The 13,785-nt window shown below is 71.7% G+C and carries 11 protein-coding genes; 2 read left to right on the top strand and 9 right to left on the bottom strand.

Translation table 11 applies throughout. The features are described 5' to 3' along the window. Position 1: 1 nt before the first annotated feature. The 3 genes from rpsP to proS all read right to left on the bottom strand — a co-directional run bounded on the left by rpsP (position 2) and on the right by proS (position 2,899). Positions 2-442 carry a 30S ribosomal protein S16 gene (gene rpsP, locus OG519_RS25880; protein ID WP_405588492.1) on the bottom strand — a complete coding sequence of 147 codons (441 nt, stop codon included), beginning with the start codon at positions 440-442 and terminating at the stop codon, positions 2-4. Between the two features lie 208 nt (positions 443-650). Continuing rightward, positions 651-1,241 (bottom strand): hypothetical protein, encoded by a 591-nt coding sequence (locus tag OG519_RS25875; RefSeq protein WP_405588489.1) that lies wholly within the window; start codon positions 1,239-1,241, stop codon positions 651-653. Positions 1,242-1,486: 245 nt separating this feature from the next. Then, positions 1,487-2,899, bottom strand: a complete 1,413-nt coding sequence (gene proS / locus OG519_RS25870; RefSeq protein ID WP_405588486.1) for a proline--tRNA ligase — start codon at positions 2,897-2,899, stop codon at positions 1,487-1,489. Between the two features lie 409 nt (positions 2,900-3,308). Here proS and OG519_RS25865 point away from each other — a divergent pair, with 409 nt between their 5' ends. Then, on the top strand, positions 3,309-4,193 hold the full coding sequence (locus OG519_RS25865; protein ID WP_405588483.1) for a methyltransferase domain-containing protein: 885 nt from the start codon (positions 3,309-3,311) through the stop codon (positions 4,191-4,193). 85 nt (positions 4,194-4,278) lie between these two features. Here OG519_RS25865 and OG519_RS25860 read toward each other — a convergent pair whose 3' ends face one another. From OG519_RS25860 to OG519_RS25835, 6 genes are all read right to left on the bottom strand, one after another. After that, a complete protein-coding gene (locus OG519_RS25860) occupies positions 4,279-4,800 on the bottom strand; it encodes a GNAT family N-acetyltransferase (protein ID WP_405588480.1) in 522 nt (173 codons plus the stop codon). Between the two features lie 128 nt (positions 4,801-4,928). Continuing rightward, a complete protein-coding gene (gene ffh / locus OG519_RS25855; RefSeq protein ID WP_405588477.1) occupies positions 4,929-6,458 on the bottom strand; it encodes a signal recognition particle protein in 1,530 nt (509 codons plus the stop codon). Positions 6,459-6,596: 138 nt separating this feature from the next. Next, positions 6,597-9,146 (bottom strand): [protein-PII] uridylyltransferase, encoded by a 2,550-nt coding sequence (locus OG519_RS25850; RefSeq protein ID WP_405588474.1) that lies wholly within the window; start codon positions 9,144-9,146, stop codon positions 6,597-6,599. Positions 9,147-9,175: 29 nt separating this feature from the next. Continuing rightward, on the bottom strand, positions 9,176-9,514 hold the full coding sequence (locus OG519_RS25845; protein WP_188281229.1) for a P-II family nitrogen regulator: 339 nt from the start codon (positions 9,512-9,514) through the stop codon (positions 9,176-9,178). Beyond that, entirely contained in the window at positions 9,511-10,851 is a 1,341-nt protein-coding gene (locus OG519_RS25840; RefSeq protein ID WP_405588470.1) for an ammonium transporter, read from the bottom strand. The genes OG519_RS25845 and OG519_RS25840 overlap by 4 nt, the downstream gene beginning before the upstream one ends. Positions 10,852-11,125: 274 nt before the next feature. Then, the gene (locus OG519_RS25835) at positions 11,126-12,475 is read right to left on the bottom strand and encodes a hypothetical protein (RefSeq protein WP_405592994.1); all 1,350 of its coding nucleotides are present in this window, start codon (positions 12,473-12,475) and stop codon (positions 11,126-11,128) included. 479 nt (positions 12,476-12,954) lie between these two features. Between OG519_RS25835 and OG519_RS25830 the strand changes: the two genes are divergently transcribed. After that, a complete protein-coding gene (locus tag OG519_RS25830; protein ID WP_405588467.1) occupies positions 12,955-13,689 on the top strand; it encodes a bifunctional DNA primase/polymerase in 735 nt (244 codons plus the stop codon). Positions 13,690-13,785: the final 96 nt, after the last annotated feature.

Raw genomic sequence — 13,785 nt, 5'->3', positions numbered from 1 at the left:
CTCAGGCCTCGGTGGACTCGGCCGGGGCGGTCGCCTCGGCATCTTCGGCCTTCTTGTCGGACTTCTTGGCCTTGGGGGTGATCGCCTCACCCTTCGGCTCGTCCGCGGTGTCCTTGGCGGCGGCTTCGAAGATGGCGCGCTTGTCGGCCTTGGGCTCGGCGACGAGGAGCGGCGCGGGAGCCGCCTCGCCCCGGTACTTCTGCCAGTCGCCGGTCAGCTTCAGGATGGCGAGCACCGGCTCGGTCGGCTGCGCGCCGACAGAGAGCCAGTACTGCGCGCGGTCCGAGTCGACCTCGATGCGCGACGGGTTCTGCACCGGGTGGTACAGGCCGATCTCCTCGATGGCCCGGCCGTCACGGCGGGTACGGGAGTCGGCGACGACGATGCGGTAGTGAGGCGAACGGATCTTGCCCAGACGCTTCAGCTTGATCTTGACTGCCACGGGAGTGGGTTCTCCTGGAATTGACGTGTTTGGGCACAGCGGACGACCACGTGGGGTTGTGGGAATCATGCGCCCGATGGACGCGTCAGCCGAAGGAGAGAGGGTTCCTGCACGGCTGTCGAGTTCTCGGCTGTACATTCTGCCACACTTGACCGAGGCGACGAACCAGACGGTTCCCCCCGCGCCACGGTGGCCGAGCCGACAGGCCCTAGCCGACGCCGACGACCTCCGGGATGCGGAAGGGCTGGCCGCAGGCTCCGCACATGATCGGGGCCTGGGCCAGCACGGACGGCACCACGCGGACGTTGCGCCCGCAGTCGCAGACGGCCTTGACCCGGACGCCGCCGCCGGAGGAGCCGTGCCGGGCGGCAGGTCCCCGGAAGGAGCTCGCGGTGTCCGCGGTGGTGGCCACGGTGTGCGCCTTGAGGGCGCGCTGGAGCCGTTCGATGGTGGCGCGGTAGCGCCGGCGCGTGTCCTGGCGCATCACCACCAGCGAGAAGCCGCTGCTCGGATGGGGCTCCTCGGCGTGGTCGAGGCCCATCTCGTCGGCGATCGCGAGGAATCGGCGGTTGTGGTAGCGGCCGGCACGCGAGGTGTCGCGGATGCCGCGGGAGGCGGCGATACCGTGTACGGCCTCGTGCAGCAGCCTTTCGAAGGAGAGCTCGTTTCCGCAGGCGGACGAGGACTCACCGATGAGGGACTCGGGCGCGGCCAGATCGGGCAGTTCGGGGTGGTGCCGTTGAATATCGGCCCACGCGACTGCCAGTTCGGCGGCGAGTACAGGTGGTGTCGTGCTCACGCCCTGACAACGAGCCGGCCTCCCCCGGTGTTCCGATTTGGGGCCACCACGATTAATTTGCACTGATCGGTCAGTTTCCGGAGGATGCGCCTCGATGGGCATGACGCGGGGCGGGTGCGGAGGAGTCCCCAGAACACCGGAGGAACACGCGCACCCGCCCGCAAGCGAGGACGTTCTTCCGCATTCCGTACACCGCTTTTCGGTCAGCGGACACGCGGTGTACGGATCGCGAACGACCCGGCGGCTCAGTAGGCCCGGGCCACCACCGCGAGGGTTCCGGGCGCGTTGTCCTCCAGCGGCACCGAGCCGTCCTCGGCGACCAGGCAGCGCACCGAAACGCCCTGCTCGGCGAGTTTCGCCTCGCCCTCCGCGCCCAGGTCGGCCCATGGGATACGGGCCCAGCCGGTGGCCGCGGCCTCGGCCGCCTCGCCGATGGTGGCGACGTCCACCGTCCGGGAGGTCCGGCGGTCGCGGGACTCCTGGAGGAGTCGCGCCTGGTCCTCCTCAAGCACGGTGGGCAGCAGCGAGACCAGGCTGTCGATGGCGACCGGCGACTTGCCGCCCGGGATACGGCGGGCCAGCATCGCGGTGCCCGCCTCCAGGTCGCGCGGCCCGATCTCGACCCGCAGCGGCACGCCCTTGAGCTCCCAGTCGACCGCGCGACGGCCGAACGGGGTGTCGGTGCGGTCGTCCACGACGACCTTCAGACCGGCGGCGCGCAGCTTCTCGCCGACCTCGCGCACCTTGGCGACCACCGCCTCGTCGTCCTTGATCGCGAGCACCACGACCTGGACATGGGCGAGCCGCGGCGGCACCCGCAGTCCGTTGTCGTCGCCGTGCATCATCACCAGGGCGCCGATCATCCGGGTGGTGCTGCCCCAGGAGGTCTGCCAGACGAACTCCTGGTTGCCGTCCTTGGACAGGTACTGGGTGTTGAACGCCTTGGCGAAGTTCTGGCCCAGCTCGTGGCTGGTACCGAGCTGGAGCGCCTTGCCGTCGCCCATCATCCCTTCGAGGGTGAGGGTGTTGATGGCGCCGGCGAACCGCTCCTTGGGGGTCTTGCGGCCCGGGACCACGTCCATCGCGAGGACGTTCTCCATGAAGTCTTCGTATACGTCGCGGTGGATCCGGGCGGCGAATTCCCGCGCGTCCTCGAAGGTGGCGTGGGCGGTGTGCCCCTCCTGCCAGAGGAACTCGGTGGTGCGCAGGAAGAGCCGCGGCCGCAGCTCCCAGCGGACCACGTTCGCCCACTGGTTGATCAGCAGCGGCAGGTCGCGGTAGCTCTGCACCCACTTGGCGAAGTACTCGTTGATGATCGTCTCGGACGTCGGCCGGACGACGATCGGCTCCTCAAGCTCCTTGCCGCCGCCGTGGGTGACGACCGCCAGCTCGGGCGCGAAGCCCTCCACGTGCTCGGCTTCCCTGGTCAGGTACGACTGCGGGATGAAGAGCGGGAAGTACGCGTTCTGCGCGCCGACGGATTTGATCCGCGCGTCCATGTCCTGCTGCATCCGCTCCCACAGGCCGTAGCCGTACGGCCGGATGACCATGGTGCCGCGCACCGGGCCGTTGTCGGCCAGCTCGGCCTTGTTGATCAGGTCCTGGTACCAGCGCGGGAAGTCGTCCGCCTGGGGCGTGAGAACGGGAGCCTTTGCCATGGAGGCGATGGTACGGCCCTGCGTAGGCCGAGCGTGAATCGGTCGGCTCGTTGTGGGGACCGAACACAGAATTTAGTGAGAACGGTACTTCTGGAGCCTGGACGGGGGCCCGGATCCGCAGTTGTCTGGAGTGTCGGGCGGGGAAAGCCGAGAAGGCCGAGAAAGCGACTGAGCCCCGACCGGGCACAGTCGGGCACAGTCGGGCCCAGCCGGGCCCAGCCGAAAACGGCCGAGAACGGCCGAGAACACGGGCATGGCTGGGCGCGGCCGGGCAGACGGATCCCGGGGAGCGGGAACCGTCGGGGCCGCTCGGGGCCGCTCGGGGGTCGCTCGGGGCCGCTCGGGGGTCGCTCGGGGGTCGCTCGGGGACTGCCGGCTACAGGGGAAGACGCTGCTGATTGGGGCTTCCATGGCACCAACGCTCTATCGCGGGATCAGGCCGGGTGCGGACAACAGGGCACGGGACTGGGCGGAGATCCAGGAACGCATGCTCGTACCGCTCTACGAGACCGTCTACGACCGGGTCGGGATCGGCCCGCACACGCGGCTGCTGGGCCTGGGCTGCGGCACCGGACTCGCGCTGCTGCTGGCGTCCCGGCGCGGCGCCGCCGTCACCGGCCTGGACAGCGACGAGAGCAGGCTGGCGGTGGCCAGGGACCGGCTGCTGCCCGACGGGGCGTCAGACGGCGGTGGACCGCGGGTCCGTCGGCCCCGGGCGCGGCTCGGCGGTCTACAGGACCGGCCGATCGGCGACGACTTCGATGTGATCACCGCCCTCGATCCGGTGGCACCGGCCGAGGAGGTGGCACCGGCGCTGGCGGCGACGGCCGCCGCGGCGGCGCCCGGCAGCACCGTGGTGCTGACCGGCTGGGGGCCGCCGGAGCGCTGCGCCACGGCGCGGGTGCTGCGGCTGGCCGCCCGGCTGGCCGAACCGCGCGGGCCCCGCCCGCCCGGCGCCCGCCTCGGCGGCCGGGACGTCGGGGCCCGCGGAGACGGTGGGGACGACAGGGATGCCCGGGACGGCCGGGACGACCCGGCGGCTCTGGAGCACCTCGCCCGGGACGCCGGACTGCGCCCCGACGGTACGGGGCAGGTCTCCTGCCCCTTCGGCTATCCCGATCTGCCGAGCGCCGTCCGCGGCCTGCTGTCCACCCGCCTCTTCGACGCGGCGATCGACGCCACCGACCGCGACCAGGTCGACAAGGAGATCACCGAGGCCCTCCACCCCTACCGCCGCCCCAACGGCACCGTCCGCATGGACAACGTCTTCCGCTATCTCGTCGCGCGCGTCTGAGGTCTGGCCCGGCGGCGATGGCGGTCGGGCAGAAACCACCGGGCTGAAAACCAGCCAGGCGGAAAAACGGCCGGCGGGCCGGGCTTCAGACGGTCGGGCCGGCCCATTCCTCGGCGGTCAGGGCGAAGCGTTCGTGGTCGCGCCAGGCGTCGTTGATGAAGAGCATCCGGGGGGAGAAGCCCTCGTGGCGGAAGCCGAGGCGCCCCGCCATCGCCGTCGAACGGAGGTTGTCCGGCTGCACGTTGATCTCCAGGCGGTGCAGGCCGAGGCCGTCCGGATAGGGGGTGAAGCAGTGGTCGACGACCTGGCGCAGGCCCTCGGTCATCCGGCCGGTGCCGCTGTACGGCAGATAGCTGTCGTAACCGAGTGAGCCGTTGCGGAAGCGGGCGCGGATGATGTTGGCGACATTGCACTTGCCGACGATGCCGCCGTCCTCGTCGTTGATGATCAGGAACGTCCGCAGCTCGGGGCCCTGCCGGCGCAGCAGTTCGTGGAACCCGTCCGGGTCGACCGGGTTCCACGGCCGCAGATGGTCGGCGGACCGCAGTACGGCCGCGCGGTGTGCGCCGGCGTCCTCGGGCCTCGGTGCCCGGATCGTAACTCGCATCGGCCCATTGTCGTGCACGCGCTGGGGCGGGCGCGCCCGGTGCCGCGCCCCGGGCGCCGCTTCCCGGGGCCGGACCCTTTCGTGCGCGGATGTCCGGTGGGCGCCGCGCGAGCGGTCGCCCGGACCGTCTACTTGGGCGGCAGGAAGTCCTTGAACGCCGAGGGCAGTTCGAAGTTCTCCGGTTCGGCGGCGCCGCCCGCCTGCTCGCGCCGCGCCGCGGCCTCCTGCTCCTCCTGGAGCCGCTTCATCGGGTTGCCGCTGCGCCGGCTGCCCTTGCCCTTCTTGACCTGCTTCTTCTGCCGGCCGGGACCGCCGCCCATGCCCGGCATGCCGGGCATCCCCGGCATCCCGCCGCCCTGGGCCATCCGGGACATCATCTTGCGGGCGTCGAAGAACCGCTCCACCAGGCCCTTGACCGCGCTCACCTCGACGCCGGAACCGCGGGCGATCCGGGCGCGGCGCGAGCCGTTGATGATGTGCGGGTCGGCGCGCTCGCCCGGGGTCATCGACTTGATGATCGCCGCGGTGCGGTCGACGTCCTTCTCGTCCAGGTTGTTGATCTGGTCCTTGATCTGGCCCATGCCGGGCAGCATGCCGAGCAGCTTGGAGATGGAGCCCATCTTGCGGACCTGCTCCATCTGCTCCAGGAAGTCGTCGAGCGTGAACTCCTTGGGGCCCTTCGCCAGCTTGGCCGCCATCTTCTCGGCCTCGGCCTGGCTGAAGGTCTGCTCGGCCCGCTCGATCAGGGACAGCACGTCGCCCATACCGAGGATGCGGCTGGCCATCCGGTCCGGGTGGAAGGCGTCGAAGTCGTCGAGCTTCTCACCGTTGGACGCGAACATGATCTGCTTGCCGGTGACGTGCGCGATGGACAGCGCGGCGCCGCCGCGGGCGTCACCGTCCAGCTTGGAGAGCACCACGCCGTCGAAGCCCACGCCGTCGCGGAACGCCTCGGCGGTGTTCACCGCGTCCTGGCCGATCATCGCGTCGACGACGAAGAGGATCTCGTCCGGGCTGACCGCGTCGCGGATGTCGGCGGCCTGCCGCATCATCTCCTGGTCGACGCCGGTACGTCCCGCGGTGTCGACGATCACCACGTCGTGCTGCCGGGCCGTGGCGAATTCGATGGAGTCCCGCGCGACCTTCACCGGGTCGCCCACGCCGTTGCCCGCCTCGGGCGCGAAGATCGCCACCCCGGCCCGCTCGGCGACGACGGTGAGCTGGGTCACCGCGTTGGGCCGCTGGAGGTCACAGGCGACCAGCAGCGGGGTGTGGCCCTGCTTCTGGAGCCACTGACCCAGCTTGCCCGCCAGGGTGGTCTTACCGGCGCCCTGGAGGCCGGCGAGCATGATCACGGTCGGCGGCTGCTTGGCGAAGCGCAGCCGCCGCGTCTCGCCGCCGAGGATCGTGACGAGTTCCTCGTCCACGATCTTGACGACCTGCTGCGCCGGGTTGAGGGCCTTCGACACCTCGGCGCCGACCGCCCGCTGCTTGACGTTGGCGATGAAGGCGCGGACCACCGGGAGGGCCACGTCCGCTTCGAGCAGGGCGATCCTGATCTCGCGCGCGGTGGCATCGATGTCCGCCTCGGACAGACGGCCTTTACCCCGGAGGTTCTTGAAGCTGGCTGCAAGGCGATCGGAGAGGGTATCGAACACGGTGGTTGCAGATCCTCGGGTCGGGGGCGGACACCATCGCCTTCCAGGATATCCGGCCCGGAGCGGAGACCCTCCTCCCCGGACGGATTGGGCGGCCCGGCCGGCCGCTCGGGGGGCGCCGGGCGGCCGCCGTGCCGCTCAGCGCAGCGCCGCCTCCACCTGCCGGGCGACCTCCTCGGCGCGGGCCGGGGAGAGGGGGTTGCCGTCCTTGTCCAGCACGTAGAAGGCGTCGACGGCGTTGGCGCCCAGGGTGGAGATACGGGCGGAGCGGATGGTGACGGCGGCCTCGGTGAGCGCCAGGCCGATGCGGTGCAGCAGGCCGGGGGCGTCGTGGGCGCGGACCTCAAGCACGGTGGCGGTCTGGGAGGTGGCGCCCGGGGCGACGGTGACCCGGGGCGGTGGCGGGATGATGCCGCGCCGCCGGGGGTAGGCCGCTTCGCGTTCGGCGAGCCGGGACTCGATGTCGAGGTTGCCGTCGAAGGCCCGGGCGAGGTCGGTACGGAGCCGGGAGGCCTCGGGCAGCGCGCCGTACTCGGCGGAGACGCGCCAGCTCAGCAGCGCGACCCGGCCTTCCCCGATGGGGTCGAAGGAGCGCAGGTCGGCGGCGCGGACGGTGAGCCGGTGCAGGGCGAGCACGCCGGCCGCCTCGGCGATCAGGCCGGGCCGGTCGGGTACGGCGAGCAGCAGCTCGACGCCGAGCGCCCCCCGGCCCTCGTCTCCCGCGTCGGCTTCCGCGGCGTTCCCGGTGCGGCCGCCTGCCCCGGTCGGGCCGGCTCCCTCAGAACTGCCAGGACTGCCAGAACCGTCGGAACCGTCGGAACCGTCCGCCCCGGCGGCTCCCCCGGGTGCCGTCTCGGCGTGCAGGGCCAGCACCGGGCCGCCGGTACGGGCGGCCTCGATGGCGAGGCGCTCCTCCTCGGCGGTGGGTTCGCTGTCGCCGCTGTCCGGCAGCGCGCCGGTGTGGAGGGCGCCGGCCACCCGGGCGACCAGGTCGGCGAGGAGTGAGGCGCGCCAGGTGCTCCAGGCGGCGGGTCCGGTGGCGAGGGCGTCGGCCTCGGTGAGCGCGGCGAGCAGTTCCAGCGTGGAGGTGTCGCGTACGGTCTCGGCGACCGCCCGTACGGTCTCGGGGTCGTCCAGGTCCCGCCGGGTCGCGGTGTCGATGAGCAGCAGGTGGTGGCGTACGAGCAGGGTGAGGGTGTCGACATCGGCGCTGCCGAAGCCGATCCGGACCGCCACGTCGTGGGCGATGACCGCGCCGGCCTCGCTGTGGTCGCCGGGCCAGCCCTTGCCGATGTCGTGCAGCAGCGCGGCGGTCAGCAGCAGGTCGGGGCGGCCGACGCGGCGGGTGAGGCCGGCCGCGCGGACCGCGGTCTCCACCAGGTGGCGGTCGACGGTGAAGCGGTGCACGGCGTTGCGCTGGGGCCGGCAGCGGACCCGTTCCCAGTCCGGGATCAGCTTGGTGATCAGGCCCTCGGCCTCCAGCGCCTCCCACACCGGGACGGTGGATTCGCCGGCGCCGAGCAGGGTGACGAGCTGTTCCCTGGCCTCGGCCGGCCACGGCACGGGCAGCGGCCGGGCCTCGGCGGCGAGCCGGCGGACGGCGTGGATGGACAGCGGCAGGCCGGCCTGGGCGGCGGCGGCGGCCGCGCGCAGCGGCAGCACCGGGTCGCGGTCGGGTTTGGCGGGCAGCGCGAGCACGGCCTCGCCCTCGAGCTCCACGACGCCTTCGGCGAGCGGTACGCGTTCGGGAGCGCTCTCGGGGGCGCGGCCCCGGCCGAGCAGGCCGCGGCGGCGCGGGCGTGACTCGCGGGAGCGCAGCACCCGGCCGACCTCGCGCCAGGTGACGTCGGAGGCGTAGGAGATCCGGCGGGCGGCCTCATATACCTGGCGGAGCAGGGTGTCCGCGTCGAGCAGGCCGAGGGAGGCGGCGACCTGGTCCTGTTCCTGGAGGGCGAGGCGGTCGGTGGCCCGGCCGGTGACCAGGTGGAGGGCGTCGCGGGCGTCGAGCAGGCGGGTACGGGCTTCGTCGAGCCCCTCGCGGGGGGCGTCGGCGAGCCAGGAGGCGGCGACGGCGCGCAGGGCGGTGGCGTCGCGCAGGCCGCCGCGGGCCTCTTTGAGGTCGGGTTCGAGGAGGTAGGAGAGCTCGCCCTGGCGCTCGGCCCGCTCCTGGCACATCTCGCGCAGGGCGGGCAGCCGCTTGGCCGCCTGGTTGCGCCAGTCGGCGAGGACGGTGCTGCGCAGGTTGGAGGTGAGCGCGGGGTCGCCGGCGATGTGCCGGGCGTCGAGCAGGCCGAGCTGGACCTTGAGGTCGTCGGCGGCGGCCTTGCGCGCCTCGGCGGGGGTGCGGACCGAGTGGTCGAGGGCGACGCCGAGGTCCCACACCGGGTACCAGACCCGGTCGGCGAGGGCGGCGACGTTCTTCTCGGTCTTCCCGGAGTCGTGCAGCAGGACCAGGTCGAGGTCGCTGCGGGGGGAGAGTTCGCCGCGGCCGTAGCCGCCGACGGCGAGCAGGGCGTAGCCGCTGACCCCGGTGGCCTCGGCGGCCGCGGTGACCAGGGAGGTCAGCCAGCGGTCGGTGAGGGCGGACAGAGCGGCGCGGCGCGGCGGCCCGGACAGCGCCTCCTCGGTGAGGAGGCGCAGCCGGGCCGCCGCGTAACTGCCGTCCTGCGCTTCGACGCTCTCGGTCACTCGTTCTCCAGCGCTGGAATGTCGGACGGTCAGAGCGCGTCGGGCCCGCGCTCGCCGGTGCGGACCCGGACGGCGGTGTCGACCGGGAGGCTCCACACCTTGCCGTCCCCGATCTTGCCGGTGCGGGCGGCCTTGACGATCACCTCGATGAGCTGATCGGCGTCGGCGTCCTCGGCGAGCACCTCTATCCGGATCTTCGGCACCAGGTCGACGGTGTACTCCGCGCCGCGGTACACCTCCGTGTGTCCGCGCTGCCGGCCGTAGCCGCTGGCCTCGGTCACGGTCAGGCCGTGCACCCCGAAGGCTTGCAGGGCTTCCTTGATCTCGTCGAGCCGGTGCGGCTTCACGACGGCCGTGATGAGCTTCACGCGTCCACCTTCTTGCTTGGGGAGGCGTCCGCCTCACTGCTGGTCGCCACATCGGAGAGGCTGCTGCGGGAGCCTACGCCCGCGAAGTCGTAGGCAGTCTCGGCGTGCAGGACCTGGTCGACACCGGTGACCTCCTCGTCCTCGGTGACCCGGAAGCCCATGGTCATGTCGATCAGCTTGGCGAGGATCGCCGCGCAGACCAGGGAGTAGCCGAGGACCGCGCCGACACCGATGAACTGCTTCCAGAGCTGGGTGAAGCCGCCGCCGTAGAAGACGCCCTTGGCGGTCTGGCCGACACCGCCGGTGGCGAAGAAGCCGATGAGCAGCGAGCCGATGATGCCGCCGACCATGTGGACGCCGACCACGTCGAGCGAGTCGTCGTAGTTGAAGCGGTACTTCAGGCCGACGGCCGCCGCGCAGACCACACCGGCGATGAGGCCGACCGCGATGGCGCCGAGCGGGGAGACCGAGCCACAGGCCGGGGTGATGGCGACGAGTCCGGAGACCGCGCCGGAGGCGGCGCCGAGGGTGGTGAAGGAGCCGTGGCGCAGCCGCTCGTAGATGAGCCAGCCGAGCATGGCGGCGGCTGTGGCGACCTGGGTGTTGGTGAAGGCGACGGCGGCGACGCCGTCGGAGCCGAGCCAGGAGCCGGCGTTGAAGCCGAACCAGCCGAACCACAGCAGACCGGCGCCGAGCATCACCAGCGGGAGGCTGTGCGGCCGCATGGGGTCACGCTTGAAGCCCTTGCGCTTGCCGATGACGAGGATCACACCGAGGGCCGCGGCACCGGCGTTGATGTGCACCGCGGTACCACCGGCGAAGTCGATGACGCCCTTCTTGAAGAGCCAGCCGTCGGAGGCCCAGACCCAGTGCGCGACCGGGAAGTAGACGATCGTGGCCCAGAGCGTGATGAAGAGCGACCAGGCGGTGAACTTCACCCGGTCGGCGAGCGCGCCGCTGATCAGCGCCGGGGTGATGATCGCGAACATCAGCTGGAATACGGCGAATACGTAGATCGGAATGCCGTATCCGGGCCAGAGTTCGGCGATCCCTATGTGGCGCATCCCGATCCAGCCGGTGCCGCCCATGAATCCGTTGCCGGAGTGGAAGGCGAAGGTGAATCCGTAGAGGGTCCAGAGAATGGTGATGATGCCAAGGCTGATGAAGCTCATCATCAGCATGTTGAGGGCGCTCTTGACCCGCACCATCCCGCCGTAGAAGAAGGCGAGACCGGGGGTCATCACCATCACCAGGGCGGCGCTGATCAGCATGAACGCCGTACTTCCGGTATCGAGCTTGGGCGCATCAGCGGCCAGCGTCATGATGGCTGGTGCCATCGGCGTCTCCTCGTCATCGGACGGCCCGTGCGGGCGGTGCAAAAGGGTGGGCCGGTTTTCGCCATGAGGTTGGCTCAGCCGGGTTTCCTACGATGCCGTACGGTGTTTCACCGCGGTGACGAAGAAGTCGGGCGTGTTACGTAACGATGAACCGTCCTGTGCTGTGGTGAAGGACGTATACGAGTTACGGATGGGGCGGTCGCGTTACGCCGACCGGGTGACGGCGCCCGGTGGCGGCCCCGGATCCGTGGGCGCGGAGATCCAAACGACAGGCCTAGGCCGACTCGGCGACCTCCGGAAGCTCCTCGGCGAGCCGCTCGGCGAGGCTGACCACCGCCGGTACGTCACCGAAATCGCGAACCGCCGCGTGGGTGGTGGTGCGAATGCGGGTGTTGACGCGCTCGGAGCGGACCCGCTTGGCGAGGGTGATGGCCCGTTCGGTGTAAGCCGCGGCCTCTTCCGGTTCGGACATCAGAAGCTGCACGGTACCCATACCTACCAGATTGAGCGCGTAGGCGCGCTGGTGGACCCGGTCGTCACGGAAGCCGGCCACGGCGAGCACCATCTCGGGGTGGGCGAGGGTGGCGTACGTGGGGCTGCGGCCGGCGACATAGGCGAGGTCGCGGTAGGAGTGCGCGTTCTCGGCGTGCAGCTCGGCTTCGTTGAAGAAGCTGATCCAGGCCGGGTCCTCGGCGGGCTGGGCGTCGGCGAAGGTGTCCTCGGCCATCCGGACCGCGCGATGGCACTTGTTGACCTGGCCCATGTTGGCGTAGGCGCGGGCCTCCAGCGCGTGCAGCATGGCCTGGGTGGTGGCGCTCGCCGCGTCACGGCTGCCGTACTGGGCGAGGTGGATGAGCTCCAGGGCGTCGTCGGGGCGCTCCAGATGGATCATCTGACGGCTCATCGAGGACAGGATGAAGGCGCCCAGCGGCCGGTCGCCGGCCTCCCTGGCCGCGTGCAGCGCGAGGACCAGGTATTTCTGGGCGGTGGGCTGGAGGCCGACGTCGTAACTCATCCAGCCGGCCAGGGCGGCGAGGTCGGCGGTGATCCGGTAGAGGCGGCGGCCGACCGCGGACGGATGCGGTTCCTGGAGCAGATCGGTCACCTCGTGGAGCTGGCCGACGACGGCTTTGCGGCGCAGCCCGCCACCGCACTGGCTGTCCCACTCACGGAACATCACCGCGGTGGATTCGAGCAGTTGCAGCTCCTGCTCGGAGAGCCGGGAGGGCCGGCCGCCGCCGTCCCGCGGCGCGGTGACCACCGGCTGGGCGGCCCCGCCCGGCGAGGTGGGCACCAGCCAGCGCTGCATCGGCTCCAGCAGGGCCGGTCCGGCGGAGAGCGCGAGCGAGGTGCCGAGGAAGCCCCGGCGGCCGAGCATCAGGTCGCTGCGGGAGAACTCGTTGATGAGCTGGACGGTCTGCGGTCCGGCCCACGGCAGGTCGACGTCGCCGCCGGCCTGCGGCTGGTGCGCCGAGCGCAGCCCGAGGTCCTCCACCGGCACGACGCAGCCGAAGCGTTCGGAGAACAGCTCGGACAGGATGCGCGGGATCGGCTCGCGCGGCTGCTCGCCGTCGAGCCAGCGGCGCACCCGCGAGGTGTCGGTACTGACATGGTGGGCACCCATCTGGCGCGCCCGGCGGTTGACTTGGCGTGCCAACTCGCCCTTGGACCAACCGCTGCGCACGAACCATGAGTTCAGTTGCGCGTTGGGCTGTTTCTCCGGTGTGGCACCCACGGCCAAGCCCCCATCCCGCTTCCGTCGGACCCCTTGGTATCAGGGTCCGCTGAATCCTGTCGCGCCTGTCGCGCCTGTCGCGCCTGTCGCGCCTGTCGCCGCACCGGCCGCGGCCGATCGTGCGGAGCGCGGATGCCTCCGGCATAAACCGGCGAACACACGGTGCACACAAGTGTGCCGCTGGGGATTCGCCGACTGAACGTAGTCCCAGCATCACCCGGATGCGCTCGCCAGCGCGGAAACGCCACCATTCGCCACCCCTTCGTATGAACTCGGGTGGGGACCTGGACGATTCACTTGACACATGCCAGTTAGATGAGGTCAGGCGGGTGCGTAACCATCGGCGGCGGCGAACCGTTGGAGATGTCATGGTGTTCACGATCGGCAGCATGCGGGAGATCCGGGAGACACGGCAGCAGCGGACAGGAGCACGGAACCCCGTTCGCCTGGCGGCGCTGAGCGGCGCGCGCCCCGGCGTGCGCCGCAAAACCCACGCGGCCGTTCGTCTCAACGTCGCGGAGTACGCGGGGCTCTGCGGCTGGGCCGTGGTGCCGGGTGCGCGCGCGGCCCGCGGCGGCGGTGCCTGCTCGTGCGGGGACGCCGCCTGTCCGCGGCCGGGCGCGCATCCACTGGCGTTCGCCGCCGAGATCCCGGCCGGGGCCACCCTGGAGGAGGCGGCCGAGGCCTGGGCGCGGGTGCCGGGGGCGGCCGTGCTGCTGCCGGTGGGCCGGTCCTTCGACATCATCGACGTCGCCGAGGCGCCCGGGCGCCACGCCCTGGTGCGGCTGGAGCGGATGGGGCTGGGTCTCGGCCCGGTGCTGCTCACCCCGACCGGGCGCGCGCAGTTCTTCGTGGCCCCCGGCGCCGCGGCCGAACTCCCCCGGCTGCTCTACCGGATGGGCTGGGACGACACCCAGCTCGATCTGCGCTGTCTGGGCCCCGGCGACCATGTCACCGCGCCGCCCTCCGATCTCGCCGGCCTCGGCCCGGTCCGCTGGCTCCGCGAGCCGCTGCTCGGCTCGGTCGCGCAGCCGCCGGAGGCTCGGATGCTGCTGGGCACGCTCGCCTACATCTGCCACCGCGACCGGCAGGCGTACGCCTGAGCGCACCGGGCGGTGCGTGTCTGACCGGCGGGGCGGCCGGGTGACGGGAAGGCCGGGCGGCGCGGTGTCATCCACCGCGCGGGCCGCGGCCGTCGG

Source organism: Streptomyces sp. NBC_01190 (genome assembly GCF_045039895.1).
Taxonomy (GTDB): domain Bacteria; phylum Actinomycetota; class Actinomycetes; order Streptomycetales; family Streptomycetaceae; genus Actinacidiphila.
The sequence above is the reverse complement of the archived record's forward strand: the minus strand, read 5'-3'. Positions and strand labels throughout refer to the sequence as shown.